This is a genomic window from Methylobacterium sp. JK268 (genome assembly GCF_054052225.1).
On record NZ_JBSVZN010000003.1, the window covers coordinates 1 to 12,629 of the forward strand.

Annotated in this window: 12 protein-coding genes; 6 read left to right on the plus strand and 6 right to left on the minus strand. The window is 71.8% G+C overall.

Annotated elements, in window-relative coordinates:
* Positions 1-784: 784 nt before the first annotated feature.
* The 3 genes from ilvD to ACW9J6_RS03895 all read left to right on the plus strand — a co-directional run bounded on the left by ilvD (position 785) and on the right by ACW9J6_RS03895 (position 3,865).
* Positions 785-2,518, plus strand: coding sequence for a dihydroxy-acid dehydratase (gene ilvD, locus ACW9J6_RS03885; RefSeq protein WP_457115121.1), 1,734 nt, complete (start codon positions 785-787; stop codon positions 2,516-2,518).
* Complete coding sequence (locus ACW9J6_RS03890) at positions 2,505-3,365, plus strand: tetratricopeptide repeat protein (RefSeq protein ID WP_457115122.1); 861 nt, start codon at positions 2,505-2,507, stop codon at positions 3,363-3,365. The genes ilvD and ACW9J6_RS03890 overlap by 14 nt, the downstream gene beginning before the upstream one ends.
* A 125-nt stretch (positions 3,366-3,490) precedes the next feature.
* The gene (locus tag ACW9J6_RS03895; RefSeq protein WP_457115123.1) at positions 3,491-3,865 is read left to right on the plus strand and encodes a helix-turn-helix domain-containing protein; all 375 of its coding nucleotides are present in this window, start codon (positions 3,491-3,493) and stop codon (positions 3,863-3,865) included.
* 417 nt (positions 3,866-4,282) lie between these two features.
* Here the strand turns inward: ACW9J6_RS03895 and ACW9J6_RS03900 are convergent, their stop codons facing one another.
* The 6 genes from ACW9J6_RS03900 to ACW9J6_RS03925 all read right to left on the minus strand — a co-directional run bounded on the left by ACW9J6_RS03900 (position 4,283) and on the right by ACW9J6_RS03925 (position 10,518).
* Complete coding sequence (locus tag ACW9J6_RS03900; protein WP_457115124.1) at positions 4,283-4,906, minus strand: glutathione S-transferase family protein; 624 nt, start codon at positions 4,904-4,906, stop codon at positions 4,283-4,285.
* Positions 4,907-4,976: 70 nt separating this feature from the next.
* On the minus strand, positions 4,977-6,413 hold the full coding sequence (gene puuE / locus ACW9J6_RS03905) for an allantoinase PuuE (protein WP_457115125.1): 1,437 nt from the start codon (positions 6,411-6,413) through the stop codon (positions 4,977-4,979).
* Positions 6,414-6,492: 79 nt separating this feature from the next.
* Positions 6,493-7,860, minus strand: a complete 1,368-nt coding sequence (locus tag ACW9J6_RS03910; protein ID WP_457115126.1) for a PepSY-associated TM helix domain-containing protein — start codon at positions 7,858-7,860, stop codon at positions 6,493-6,495.
* A gap of 42 nt (positions 7,861-7,902) precedes the next feature.
* A complete protein-coding gene (locus tag ACW9J6_RS03915; protein WP_457115127.1) occupies positions 7,903-8,268 on the minus strand; it encodes a hypothetical protein in 366 nt (121 codons plus the stop codon).
* A 222-nt stretch (positions 8,269-8,490) separates the two neighbouring features.
* Positions 8,491-9,015 (minus strand): GlcG/HbpS family heme-binding protein, encoded by a 525-nt coding sequence (locus tag ACW9J6_RS03920; RefSeq protein ID WP_457115128.1) that lies wholly within the window; start codon positions 9,013-9,015, stop codon positions 8,491-8,493.
* A gap of 228 nt (positions 9,016-9,243) precedes the next feature.
* A complete protein-coding gene (locus ACW9J6_RS03925) occupies positions 9,244-10,518 on the minus strand; it encodes a glycosyltransferase family 4 protein (RefSeq protein ID WP_457115129.1) in 1,275 nt (424 codons plus the stop codon).
* Here ACW9J6_RS03925 and ACW9J6_RS03930 point away from each other — a divergent pair.
* From ACW9J6_RS03930 to ACW9J6_RS03940, 3 genes are all read left to right on the plus strand, one after another.
* Positions 10,517-10,795: a hypothetical protein gene (locus tag ACW9J6_RS03930; protein WP_457115130.1), complete on the plus strand. Its 279-nt coding sequence runs from the start codon at positions 10,517-10,519 to the stop codon at positions 10,793-10,795. The two genes, ACW9J6_RS03925 and ACW9J6_RS03930, sit on opposite strands and share 2 nt — an antisense overlap.
* A gap of 192 nt (positions 10,796-10,987) precedes the next feature.
* Positions 10,988-11,308 (plus strand): rhodanese-like domain-containing protein, encoded by a 321-nt coding sequence (locus ACW9J6_RS03935; RefSeq protein ID WP_457115131.1) that lies wholly within the window; start codon positions 10,988-10,990, stop codon positions 11,306-11,308.
* 172 nt (positions 11,309-11,480) lie between these two features.
* Positions 11,481-12,614, plus strand: coding sequence for an efflux RND transporter periplasmic adaptor subunit (locus ACW9J6_RS03940; protein WP_457115132.1), 1,134 nt, complete (start codon positions 11,481-11,483; stop codon positions 12,612-12,614).
* The last annotated feature ends 15 nt before the right edge of the window (positions 12,615-12,629 follow it).

Consider the following 12,629-nt stretch of genomic DNA (forward strand, 5'->3'; position numbering starts at 1 on the left):
CCCGTGATGTCCGCGCCCAACTCGCCGCCCAGACTTGACACGCCAGACAGTCGCTCACCCTCGCCCTTCGGGCTCGCTGCGGACCCGACAAGGGGGACGCAGCCCTCTCCCCGCGTGCGGGGAGAGGGGAAACCCGCGCCTCATCCGGCGAAGTGTGAATGAGTTAGCCCGCACGGGAGAGGGGTTCCCCGCCCCGGACTCACCGAGGCATACGCTCGAACAAGCGATTGTCGTGAGGCCGTTTTTCGATCGGCGTGTGCACACAGTAGCGCTTTCGGGAGAAGGCCCTCTCGCTTCGTCTGCACAGCCGTGCGCAGGCGGGGGAGGATTCACCCGGACCACCGATGCGCGGTCCCCGCGACCCCGGGGTCGGAGCCGGCCCTGCCCGACCCGTCTCACGGCGTCGAAAACCACCCGGGGCGCGCCGCCCACGGAACCGCCATCCCGCCCCCTCGACTGGTCGTGCGACCCGGCCCCGCAAGCTTAGCTGTGGCGAGGTCGCAACACCCCGAAAGCATCCCAGCTTTGCCCTCAACCGCCCCCTCTGCCGCCGCGTTCCCGCCATAAACCGGCGGCACCTCAACGGCCACGTTAAACGGCTGTCCCCACAACGATTTACTGCGGCAAACCGGGCACACCGGCGGATCGCAGGCGGCGCTGGCGGAGTTTCCCTCGGGGGTGTCGTTCAGCGCCGTCGTCCGGCCTCCAAAAGGACGCATGGCGGGAGGATCAGGCAGCGGGAAAGACCGACCGATCCGGCGAGGAACAGAGTACGGGACAGGCCATGGACGCGCGTCACACCATCGACAAGTCGAAGCTCCCCAGCCGCCACGTCACCGAGGGGCCGGCCCGGGCGCCGCACCGCTCGTACCTCTACGCGATGGGTCTCACCCGCGAGCAGATCCACCAGCCGCTCGTGGGCGTCGCCTCGTGCTGGAACGAGGCCGCCCCCTGCAACATCTCGCTGATGCGGCAGGCGCAGGCGGTGAAGAAGGGCGTCGCCGCCGCCGCCGGCACGCCGCGCGAGTTCTGCACCATCACGGTCACGGACGGCATCGCCATGGGCCACCGGGGCATGCGCGCCTCGCTGCCCTCCCGGGAGGTCATCGCCGATTCCGTCGAGCTGACCATGCGCGGCCACGCCTACGACGCCCTCGTGGGCCTCGCCGGCTGCGACAAGTCCCTGCCCGGCATGATGATGGCCATGGTGCGCCTCAACGTGCCGTCGATCTTCATCTACGGCGGCTCGATCCTGCCCGGCACCTTCCGGGGCCGCCCGGTCACCGTCCAGGACCTGTTCGAGGCGGTGGGCAAGCACTCGGTCGGCGCCATGACCGACGACGACCTCGACGAATTGGAGCAGGTCGCCTGCCCGTCGGCGGGCGCCTGCGGCGCGCAGTTCACCGCCAACACCATGGCGACGGTCTCCGAGGCGATCGGCCTCGCGCTGCCCTACTCGGCCGGCGCGCCGGCGCCCTACGAGATCCGCGACAAGTTCTGCGCGGCGGCGGGCGAGATGGTGATGGACCTGCTCGCCAAGAACATCCGCCCGCGCGACATCGTCACCCGTCGCGCCCTCGAGAACGCCGCCACCGTGGTGGCGGCCTCGGGCGGCTCGACCAACGCGGCCCTGCACCTGCCGGCGATCGCCCACGAGGCCGGGATCAGCTTCGACCTCTTCGACGTGGCGGAGATCTTCCGGCGCACGCCCTACGTGGCCGACCTGAAGCCGGGCGGGCGCTACGTCGCCAAGGACCTGTTCGAGGTCGGCGGCATCCCGCTCCTGATGAAGACCCTCCTCGACCACGGCTTCCTGCACGGGGACTGCCTGACCGTGACGGGCCGCACCATCGCGGAGAACCTCGCCAAGGTGGCCTGGAACGACCAGCAGGACGTGGTCCGTCCGGCCAACACGCCGATCACCCCGACCGGCGGCGTCGTCGGGCTCAAGGGCAACCTGGCTCCCGAGGGCGCGATCGTGAAGGTCGCCGGCATGCCGCCGGAGAAGCAGGTCTTCGCCGGCCCGGCCCGGGTCTTCGACACCGAGGAGGCCTGCTTCGACGCCGTCACCAACCGCCGCTACCAGGAGGGCGACGTCCTGGTGATCCGCTACGAAGGTCCGAAGGGCGGCCCCGGCATGCGCGAGATGCTGGCGACCACCGCGGCCCTCTACGGGCAGGGGATGGGGGACAAGGTCGCGCTGATCACCGACGGGCGCTTCTCGGGCGCCACCCGCGGCTTCTGCGTCGGCCATGTCGGGCCGGAGGCGGCGGTGGGCGGCCCAATCGGGCTCCTCAAGGACGGGGACATGGTCCGCCTCGACGCGATCCAGGGCACGCTCAGCGTCGACCTCTCGGACGAGGAACTGGCCGAGCGCCGCAAGGCCTGGGCGCCCCGCACCAACGAGGCGACCTCCGGCTACCTCTGGAAATACGCGCAGACCGTCGGCCCGGCGGTGACCGGCGCCGTGACTCATCCGGGCGGGGCCCAGGAGACGCTCGCCTATGCGGATGTTTGAGGACGGCCGCCACGACGGACTCGGGTCCGGCGGCCGCAGGATCCTGGCGGCGGCCCTGGTCGCCGCCGCGCTGGCGAGCGGCGGCCCGGCCGCGGCGCTCGACGCGACCGCGCGCCTGCCGGTCCCGGCCGGCGGCTACCGCAGCGCCCGCGAGGCGGTGCGCTCGGGCGTGCGCGACTACAATGCGGGCGACAAGGAGGGGGCGGCGCGCGCCCTCGAATACGCGGCCGGCCAGGGCCACGCACTGGCGCTCTGGAAGCTCGGCCGGATGTACGCGGAGGGCGACGGCGTCCCGCACGACGACCTGAAGGCGTTCGAGTTCTTCTCGAAGATCGCCGACGAGAACGCCGACGAGGGCCCGGATTCGGCCAATGCCACCGTGGTGGCGAGCGCCTTCACGGCGATCGGCCGCTACTTCCTGGAAGGGATCAAGGACTCCTACGTTCAGCCGAACGTCGAGCGCGCCTACGAGATGTTCAACTACGCGGCCTCGTACTACGGGGATCCGAACGCGCAGTACAACCTCGCCCGGCTCTACCTCGACGGAACGGGCGTCGCCCAGGATACGCGGCAGGCGGCGCGCTGGTTCAACCTCGCGGCCGAGAAGGGCCACCCGGCCGCGCAGGCCCTGCTCGGCCAGATGCTGATGAACGGGCAAGGGGTGCCGGTGCAGCGCGCCCGCGGCCTCGCCTGGCTGACGCTGGCCCGCGACGCCGCCGAGGGCCCGAAGGACCAGTGGATCGTCACCCTGCAGGAGCAGGCCCTGGCCACCGCCAACGACCGCGACAGGGCCGAGGCGCAGTCGCAAGTGGACGGGTTCTACCGCCGGAGCGCCCGCGCGCGGTGAGGCGGGTGCGCCCCTGCTACCGTCGCGTCGCCGGAGCGCATGCCGTCCTGATCGTCGCGGGAGAGCGGCCCGCGGCAGCGCCCCGAGGGTGAGATCCAGATCGGCGACGGTATGGGGACCGACCCATGAGGACGCAGGTCATCACAACGCCGTCCGGTGAGACGGTCGTGGTTCTGTCCGAGGCCGAGGACCGGGCACTCGTCGAGGCGGCCGAGGACACCGCGGACCGCGCGGCGATCGCCGAGTTCCGCCGCAGGCTCGCCGCCGGTGAGGAGGAGGTGATCCCGGACGAGGTCGTCGGCCGCCTGCTTTCGGGCGAGAGCCGGATCCGTGTCTGGCGGGAGCACCGGGGCCTCAGCGTCGCCGCGCTCGCCGAACTGGCCGGCCTGTCGCAAGCCACCCTGTCGCAGGTCGAGGCCGGGAAGCGTGACGGGACCGTCGAGATCGACCGCGCGATCGCAGGGGCGCTGAACCTGACGCTCGATGATCTGCTCGGCTGAGCCGCGCGAAAGAGCGAGTCGGCCGCTGCGTCCCATGAGGATGGGTCAAGCCTCGTCTCCTAACCCTCTTTTCCGGGCGCATGCAGCGTCAGCGGAATGCGACCCGGAAACCAGCACAAGAAGACGCGCAGCGTCCTTATGCCTGCAACGGTGCTGGCATCCGGAGCCGCTTCGCGGCACTTCATCATCTGGTTTCCGGATCTCCTTCCGCTGCCGCTTCAGTCGTCCGGAAAAGGGGAGGGTGTCGTGGACGAACGCGTCCGGGGTTCACCCAGCCGTGTCCGCCCCCATCACGCCGAACCCCCCGCGGCGCACCGCCATCTCGCCCATGATGCGGCCGATGGCGTGCGCGTGAGTGGTGCCGGCCCGCGAGGCTGCGGATCGAAATCCCAGTCGCGGATCGACGAACTCTCCGCCTCAGCGCTTGCGCGCCGCCTGCGCCGCCCGGAACGACTCCCGCTCCAGGATTCCGGCGAGCCAGCCGGCGAGCTTCGGGAAGCGGCCCGCATCGACCTCCTCGCCGGCCATGCGCAGGTTCACGAACCCAGTCGCCACGGTGATGTCCGCGACGCTGAACGCGCCGCCGACCAGGTAGGGCCCGTCGATCTGCGTCTCGAGATAGCCGAACAGCTTCGGCTGCTCCTCGTCGATCGCCTTGCGGGCTACCGCCTCGTCGCCCGGGAGCTTCAGCACCTTCGGCCGCAGCACCCGGTGGATGAAGGGCCGCAGGAGCGGGCCCATCAGCTCCGTGTCGCCGAACTTGTCGAACCAGATCGCGCGCCCCCGGGCCCGCGGATCGGCCGGCAGCAGCGGCGTCGCCGGGTGCGCGGCGTCGAGGTAGTGCAGGATCGCCGTCGAATCGGCGAGGCGGAAGTCGCCGTCGCAGAGCGCCGGGATCTTGCCGAGCGGGCTCGACGCCTGGAAATCCTGGTCCGGGTCGTGGAACCCGACCGGAATGTGCTCGAAATCGAGGCCCTTCTCGAACAGCCCGACCAGCACCTTGCGCACGAACGGCGACACGCTGCTGCCATACAGTTTCACGGCGTTCCTCTCCCCTCCAGCTTGCGGAGCCTTGTAGAACGGCCGCGGCCCGATGCGAAGTCGCCCGGCCTCACCCGGTCGTCGCGAAGAGGTCGGGCCGCGACGGCAGCCGCTGGCCGAGGCGCAGCCGCGCGATCGTCTCGATCTCGGCGAGCGCCGCCTCCCGCTCGGTCTCGGGATCGTTCTCCAGGCGGGTCTCCAGGGCCGACAGGATCTCGTCGGGCCGCCGGTCCCGCGCCGCCATCACGAAGGGGAAGCCGAAGCGCTCCCGGTAGCGGGCGTTGAGGTCGAGGAAGCGGGCGCGGTCCTCCTCCGAGAGGGCGTCGAGGCCGGCGCTCGCCTGCTCGGCCGCCGAATCGGGGGTCAGCGTCCCGACCCGCTCCCCGAGGTCGGGGTGGCTGCGGATGAGGGCGGTCAGCCGCTCCGGATCGGCGCCTCGCATCGCCGCGACCATGGCGGCATGGAGCCCATCGGCATCGTCCTGCGCCGGCCCGAGCCCCTGCGCCAGGACCCGCTCCGCCACCCAGGGCGAGTGCTCGAACACGTCGCCGAAGCGCTCCCGGAACAGGGCCGGGCTCATCGTGCTGGGCTTGAGGTCGCGGGGGGCGTGGCGACGGATCCAGTGCCGCGCGATGTCGAGCCGCGTCGCCACCCAGACGTCGCCATGCCCCGCCACGTAGTCGAGGAAGCGCGCCAGCGCCGCCGCCCGGCCCGGCCGCCCGACCAGGCGGCAGTGGAGGCCCACCGACATCATCCTCGGCGCCCGCTCCCCCTCGGCGTAGAGCAGGTCGAACGTATCCTTCAGGTAGGCGAAGAACTGGTCTCCGCTGTTGAAGCCCTGCGCGGTGGCGAAGCGCATGTCGTTGGCGTCGAGGGTGTAGGGCACGACAAGCTGCTTGCCCTTCGGACCGTCCACCCAGTACGGCAGCTCGTCCGCGTAGGAATCGGCGCTGTAGAGGAAGCCGCCCTCCTCCATGACGAGGCGGAGGGTGTGCTCGGAGGTGCGGCCGAGATAGAAGCCGAGGGGCCGCTCGCCGGTGACCTCCTGGTGGATCCGGATCGCCTCGCCGAGATGGGCGCGCTCCTCCTCGGCGGCGAAGTCCTTGTAGTCGATCCACTTGAGCCCGTGCGAGGCGATCTCCCAGCCCGCCTCCTTCATGGCCGCGACCGCCTCGGGGTTGCGGGCCATTGCGGTGGCGACCCCGTAGACCGTCACCGGCATCCGCCGCTCGGTGAAGAGCCGCCACAGCCGCCAGAAGCCCACCCGAGAGCCGTACTCGTAGATCGACTCCATGTTCATGTGGCGCTGGCCCAGCCAGGGCGCGGCGCCGACGATCTCCGACAGGAAGGCCTCGGAGGCGCGGTCCCCGTGCAGGAGGCAGTTCTCGCCGCCCTCCTCGTAGTTGATCACGAATTGCACGGCGAGGCGGGCGCCGTTCGGCCAGTCGGCGTGGGGCGGCGTGCGGCCGTAGCCGATCAGGTCGCGCGGGTAGGAGGTCTCGGGCATGGCAGCGGTCCGGCAGAGAAACCGCAACGTTTAGCGGCCCGGCGGCGGGATGCCAAAGTCCGGGCCGCGTCCTGCCGCCTCAGGCCGGGACCGCCCGCCGCCTGGCGCGTCCGATCGCCTGGCCGGCGAGGTCGAGGGCCAGCATGGCCAGGATCGCGAGCCCGGTCAGCGGGAAGGCGAGGCCGAACCCCGCCACGATCCCGGTGACCGTGGCGACGGCCCGTCGGTCCTCCGGCCAGGGCGGGATGCCGAGCCGCCCGGCCGGGCGGCGCTTCCACCACGCCGCAGCGCCCGTCACCGCGAGCAGCATCGTGGCGAGGCAGAAGGCCAGCATGGCGAACTGGTTGATCCGGCCCCCGTACTCGCCCTTGTGCAGCACGATGGCGTACTGGATGGCCTGCCCGACGAGGCCGATGTCGGAGAAGCGCACGTCGAGCAGCACCCGGCCGCTATACTGGTCGAGGGAGATCATGCGCTGGCGGGCGGGATCGCGCGGGTAGATCGTGGCGGCGTAGACTCCGGCCGCGCCGCGGGGAAGCGCCAGTTCGTAGCCCGCCGGCATGCCGTGCTGGCCGAGGATCGCGACGGCCCGGTCGATGCCGATCGGCGCCGGGCCGCGGTCGCGCGAGCGCGGCAGAGGGGCGGCTTCGAGGGCCCAGCCCGCGGAATCGAGTACCTCGCCGAGGGGCACCCGGGAGACCGGCAGGTCCTTCCACATCCCGGTCGGCAGGTTGAGGCCCGCCTGGTTCGCGATCGCGCGCAACTGGTCCCCCCAGACGATCGACCAGGGCAGGCCCGTGAGGGCGAGGAAGAACAGGCCGCCGCCCGCCACGAAGCCCGTTACCGCGTGCAGGTCGCGCCACCACAGCCGCTGGCGCGGCCGGCCGCGCACCGACACAACGCCGCCCCGACGGCCGCGCGGCCACCAGAGATAGGTCCCGGTGACGACCAGGATCAGGGCGAAGCCGGCCACGATCTCCACGAGCGCGTTCGGCCCCGGGCCGAGAGAGGCGAGGCTGTGCAGCCCGCGCACCACCCGCATCGCCTCCGCGTCGCGGTTGACCCGGTCGAGCACCCTGCCGTCGTAGGGATCGAGGTAGACGTGGGTCTTGGCCGCGGGGCCGGCCATCACCACCAGGGCCGACCGGTCCGGAGCCTCGGGGCTGGTATAGGCCTCCGGCACCGCGTCGGGCACGGCCTCCGAGGCGATGAAGACCAGGCGCTCGGGCGAGAGCGTCGGGCCCTCCCGCGGCGCGACCAGCGTCCGGGCCGCGAAGACCGAGCGGTTGATCTCGTCCTTGAACAGGTAGAGCGACCCCGTCAGGGCGAGACTGAACAGGACGGGCAGGCAGACGAGGCCCGCGTAGAAGTGCCAGCGCCAGACAGCGCGATACAGGGCGTCGCCGGTGCGGCGCGCGGCGGCGGTCGAGGGGAGGGAGGACGGCATGGCTGGGAGATCCGGTGGCAGGAGATCGACGGGGCGGATCGATCAGGCCTGCGGGGGACCTCGCGGGCTCACGGCGCGACGGGGTGGTGGGCGAGGGCCGGGTTCGTCGCGGCCGCGCCGTCCGGGGCGGGGCGGGGCGGCGAGGGTCCAGGCGATCGTCTCGTAGGCGAGCGACGCCGGGACGGCGAAGGGCGTCGCCTGTCCGGCCGCGCAGCACGGATGCGGACAGGGCAGGGCGGCGTCGGGCGCGCCGGCGCCGTCCTGGTGCCCGCAGAGCAGCGCGGGTGCCGTCCCGACGCGCGTCGGCGGCGCGAGGCCGCCGATCATGATCTGCAGGCACAGCGCGTAGAGCGCGGCCACGGCGATGGCCGCGCGGCCGATCGACCATCCCGGCGGGCGTGCGCGCATGGTCTGACGTAAGGAGAGAGCGCGGCCTTCGTCAACCCGTCCCGGCGCAACCACGACCGCACCGCGCTCCGTCCGGGATCGGGGCCGGTACGGCGATCGCCCCGCTTTCGGCCCGTCGCGCTAGAGCATTTTCCGACGAAGTGGATGCTGGTTCGTCGTAGAAAATGCGTAAAAATCAGAGACCTAGAGCAGCATCCGATTGCAACGCGATCGGATGCTGCTCTAGCGCCCCGCCAGCACCGCGGCCCCGGCTCTCGCCACCTGATCATCCTGGGACGGCAGGACCCCCGACACGCCAATCGCACCGACGAGCTTGCCGTCGACCTCCAGGGGGTAGCCGCCCTCGTAGGCGCTCACCCCGGGAAGGGTGAGGATGCGCAGGGCCACGCCGCCCCCGGCCAGGGCGTCCTGGAAGCCTTTCCCCGGACGCCGATAGTTGATCGACGTCACGGCTTTCTGCGTGGCGACCTCGATGCTGCCGTACTGCGTGTTGTCGAGCTTCTCGAACAGCACGAGGTGGCCCGTGCTGTCCACGATCGCGATGGCGACCGGCCAGCCGTTCTTCCTGGCCTCCGTTTCCGCACCCTCCGCGACCTTCCTCGCCGTCTCGAGGTTCAGCGGCGGTCCGTAGGGCGGGATCGCTTGCTGCGGCGCTCCGGCCGGAGCGGGCGACGGCTGGGCAAGGGTCGGGCCCGCCGATGTCATGCCCGTCAGGGCAACGAGAATGATCGCCGCGCGAAGTCGCATGATGATGTCCTCCCCGCATCGAGGCGTGATCTCCTCGTGCTGAACAAGTCTAGAAGGATGTTCAGTCAGTGGGAAGACTGATAGATTGTTGTCTCGACTGTCGAATCGCCGTTCCGGTCAGGCGCGAGGAGCGCGGCCGGCGACGCCGTCGGGCCCGCCGCGGGGCCGCGTCGGTGCGTATCGGGATCCCGGGGACGATTCGCCTCTGCGCGACTGGCCCGGCGCCGCTCACGCCAGGCCGTCGAGCAGCGGATCGACCCGCGCGAAATGGGCCTCCCAGCTCGGCGGCACGTAGCCGTCCAGGCGCGCCGCGAGCGCCCGGCGCTCCGGAGAGCCCGGTGCGGCGAGTGCCTCCACGGCTCGGCCCCAGCCCAGTCCGTCGAGCGGGTGGAGGAATTCCGCGAAGGTGCCCGCTACCTCCCGGTGCACGGGAAGGTCCGAGGCCACGACCGGCAGGCCGGCGGCGGCGGCCTCGATCAGCGGCAGGCCGTAGCCCTCCGCGAAGGAGGGCATCAGCAGGGCGGTCGCGCCGCGCATCAGGCGCACGAGGCCGGCGGTCGAGAGCCCCGCGACCTCGACCACGTGGCGGCGCACGGCCGGGCAACGGTCGAGGAGGTCGATCAGGTTCTCGCTCTCCCAGCCCCGCCGCCCGGCGATGACGAGGCGCGGCGTCCGCGGGCCGAGCCGCGCGTCGAGGTCGCGCCACAGGGTCAGGAGCCCGATGTAGTTCTTGCGCGGCTCGATGGTCCCGCAGGCGAGGAAGGTCGGGCGGTCCGGCACGAGCGCGGCGCCGCTGCGGTCGGAGAAGGCGGGCTCGCCGCCCAGCGGACCAACCGTCACCGGCGGCACCCGCAGGTGCCGGCCCGCCAGGTAGGCGCTGAACCGCGCCCCCACATCCGCGGAGTTGACCACCACGGCGGCGGCGTGGCGGGAGACGGTCCGCATCCGCACGGCGTGGCGCTCGGCCTCGCCGGCGCGGCCGTATTCCGGGAAGTCGATCGGGATCAGGTCATGGACGAAGAAGACCGGCCGCACGTCGCGCCGGTCGTAGAGCCAGTCGAAGCGGCCGGGCCGGTCGAGGCGCAGGTGCGAGGTGTGGAGATAGAGGGTGCCGGGCGGCAGCGCCGCAATGCCGGGCGCCCGCGCGAGGCGAAGGCGGATCGCGGCCTGCACCCGGCGCCGGTCGGGCGCAGGGGAGAAGGGCGCCGCGGCCGCGACGGCGCCCGCCCCCAGCCGTGCCGCGAGGGCGCGATAGGCCGGGTCTGCCTCGGCGACCCCGTCCTCGGCCCAGGCCGCGGCCGCGGCCGACGCGATGGCGGCGGTCTCGTCCCGCCCGAGCACCCGTGGCCCGAGGGGCGTCGAGACCAGCCCGTGCACAGGGCCGGGCCGCGCGAGGACGTGGCGCGCATAGGCGAGGTCGACCCGGTCGATGCCGGTCGGATGCGCGTGGGCGAGGCGCGTGATCAGGCGGGTGAGGTCGAGGGCGAGGGGACGGTCGGTCATGCGCATCCGGGCCGAGGGCGAGCGGTGCCGGCCCTTAGAGCATTTTCCGACGAAGTGGCTCCCGGTTCGTCGAAGAAAATGCGGCAAAGACAAAGATCGAGAGCAGGAGCCGATGGCGGCGCGATCGGATCCTGCTCTCGAGCATTTTCCGACGCAGCGGAGCCCGCTCGGTGGCGAAAAGGGCGGCGGTGCCGACATCCGCGAGCCGGCCGCGCGAGCCCGCGTCGGTGCGATGCCGCACATGGCCGGTCTTGCCAGCTTAAGCGCTGATGATTAATCCCAATCGTCAGCGGATCCCGGGCGGCGGGATCCGCCCGAGGCGACGCGCGGCAACGGGCGCGGACCGGCGCGTCACCCTTCTCGGTCAGGATCATAGACCCGGATCATGACCCGGTCGCACGGATCGGGCACGGGTCCGGATACGCGGATCGGGCCACATCGCCCGCGCCCCGCGGTTCAGGTGGACGGCATGACGATCGTGGACTGGGATCGCGAGGCGGTGAAGCGCGGCTTGGCCGAGGGGACGGTGCTGCTCGTCGACGTGCGTGAGCCGGACGAGTTCGCGCGGGGCCACATTCCGGGGTCGGTCTCGCACCCGCTCTCGGCCTTCGACCTCGACGCCCTGCAGGCGCTGATCGCGGCTGATGGGCGCCGGCCGGTGCTGTCCTGTGCGGCGGGGGTGCGCTCGGCCCGTGCGCTCGCCTACGCGCAGAGCCAGGGCGTCCCGCTCACGGAGCACTACGCGGGCGGCTTCAAGGATTGGCTCGGCGCCGGCGAGGCGATCGAGTAGGAAAGTGGTCTCCGGGCCGGTGGCCCGGAACTGTCTCAACCGCGAGGGTCCCGGGAGGGCCGCGCCCGCGTCTCGGGCGGCGGTTCCCGCAGCGGCCCGATCCGGCGCGGCTCCGAGGGCGGGATCCGGGATGCGGCCGGTGGCGAAACCCCCGAGGCACGGGAGAGTGCGTATGCGCAGGCGCTGGCTGTCAGCGATGGTCTCGATGCTCCTCACGGCGGCGGCCGGGCCGGCGCTCGCCCAGGCCCCGGGCGGGCCGCCGCCAACCGTGGTGGTGGCCAAGCCCGTGGTGAAGGACGTGGTCGAGCGCGACGACTACACGGGCCGCTTCAACGCGGTGGAGAACGTCGACGTGCGCGCCCGCGTCACCGGCTACCTCGAGAAGATCCACTTCCAGGACGGCGCCGTGGTCAAGAAGGGCGACCTGCTCTTCACCATCGACCGGCGGCCCTACAAGGCGGCCCTCGACCAAGCCCAGGCCTCCCTCGCCTCGGCCCAGGCCCGGCTGAACTTCGCCCAGACCGACCTGGAGCGGGCCACCACGCTCAGCCGCTCGGGCAACATCTCCGAGCAGGTCACCGATCAGCGCCGGCAGGCCTCGCTCACCGCGCAAGCCGACGTCGACAACGCCACGGCGGCCCTGCGCCAGGCGCAGCTCAACTACGACTTCACCGAGGTGCGCTCGCCGATCACCGGCCGGATCTCGCAGCGCAACGTCACAGAGGGCAACATCGTCATCACCGACCAGACGCTGCTCACCAACATCGTCTCGCTCGACCCGATCTACTTCTCCTTCACGGTCGACGAGCGCAGCTTCCTGACCTACCAGGGCACGCTCAAGATCGGCATGGGCGCCACCCAGAAGGAGCACACGGTGCCGATCCTGGTGGCGCTCACCGGCGAGGACAAGCCGACCCGCAAGGGCCAGCTCAACTTCGTCGACAACCGCGTCGACGAATCGACCGGCACCGTGCTGCTGCGCGCCACCGTCGAGAACCCGGACAATTTCATCAAGCCCGGCCTGTTCGGGATCGTCAGCATGCCGGCCTCGCAGCCCTACAAGGGCATCCTGATCCCCGACGAGGCGGTGGCGGCCAACCAGGACAAGCGCATCGTCTACGTGGTCGGCGACGACAACACCGTTTCGACCCGCAACGTCCGGCTCGGCCCGAAGATCGACGGCTACCGGATCGTCCGCGACGGCCTGAAGGGGGACGAGTCGATCGTGGTCAGCGGGCTCACCCGCGTGCGCTCGGGCGCCAAGGTGACGCCGGACCGCAAGGACCTGCCCCCGACCCGGACCTGAGGGCGCGGCGCGCCC

Bases quoted from the DNA above. Each gene is read 5' to 3' on its own strand.
- ACW9J6_RS03940 (WP_457115132.1), top strand. From the start codon at position 11,481: ATGCGCAGGCGCTGGCTGTCAGCGATGGTCTCGATGCTCCTCACGGCG.
- ilvD (WP_457115121.1), top strand. From the start codon at position 785: ATGGACGCGCGTCACACCATCGACAAGTCGAAGCTCCCCAGCCGCCAC.
- ACW9J6_RS03920 (WP_457115128.1), bottom strand. From the start codon at position 9,015: ATGCGACTTCGCGCGGCGATCATTCTCGTTGCCCTGACGGGCATGACA.
- ACW9J6_RS03930 (WP_457115130.1), top strand. From the start codon at position 10,517: ATGCGCATCCGGGCCGAGGGCGAGCGGTGCCGGCCCTTAGAGCATTTT.
- ACW9J6_RS03895 (WP_457115123.1), top strand. From the start codon at position 3,491: ATGAGGACGCAGGTCATCACAACGCCGTCCGGTGAGACGGTCGTGGTT.
- ACW9J6_RS03910 (WP_457115126.1), bottom strand. From the start codon at position 7,860: ATGCCGTCCTCCCTCCCCTCGACCGCCGCCGCGCGCCGCACCGGCGAC.
- ACW9J6_RS03915 (WP_457115127.1), bottom strand. From the start codon at position 8,268: ATGCGCGCACGCCCGCCGGGATGGTCGATCGGCCGCGCGGCCATCGCC.
- ACW9J6_RS03890 (WP_457115122.1), top strand. From the start codon at position 2,505: ATGCGGATGTTTGAGGACGGCCGCCACGACGGACTCGGGTCCGGCGGC.
- ACW9J6_RS03925 (WP_457115129.1), bottom strand. From the start codon at position 10,518: ATGACCGACCGTCCCCTCGCCCTCGACCTCACCCGCCTGATCACGCGC.
- ACW9J6_RS03935 (WP_457115131.1), top strand. From the start codon at position 10,988: ATGACGATCGTGGACTGGGATCGCGAGGCGGTGAAGCGCGGCTTGGCC.
- puuE (WP_457115125.1), bottom strand. From the start codon at position 6,413: ATGCCCGAGACCTCCTACCCGCGCGACCTGATCGGCTACGGCCGCACG.